The sequence below is a fragment of the Paenibacillus taichungensis genome (genome assembly GCF_013359905.1).
Taxonomy (GTDB): Bacteria; Bacillota; Bacilli; order Paenibacillales; family Paenibacillaceae; genus Paenibacillus; species Paenibacillus taichungensis.
In genome coordinates this window covers 1-228 of record NZ_JABMCC010000040.1, presented here as the reverse complement: position 1 = coordinate 228, position 228 = coordinate 1, and the positions used below count along the sequence as shown (strand labels likewise).

The window sequence follows — 228 nt, the reverse complement described above, 5'->3', positions numbered from 1 at the left end:
CTTGGCAGATGGTCCTGCCGGATTCATACGGGGTTTCACGTGCCCCGCACTACTCGGGATACATCTCGGAGAGAACCAACTTTCAACTACAGGGCTTTTACCTTCTTTGGCGGGCCTTTCCAGACCTCTTCGTTTAACCGGCTCCTTTGTAACTCCATGTGAGATGTCCCACAACCCCAAAGAGCAAGCTCTCTGGTTTGGGCTTCTCCGCGTTCGCTCGCCGCTACT

At 54.4% G+C, this 228-nt stretch carries 1 rRNA gene; it reads right to left on the bottom strand.

Going from position 1 to position 228, the window contains the following annotated elements:
• Positions 1-228, bottom strand: a 23S ribosomal RNA gene (locus tag HP548_RS00265); the annotation flags it as partial.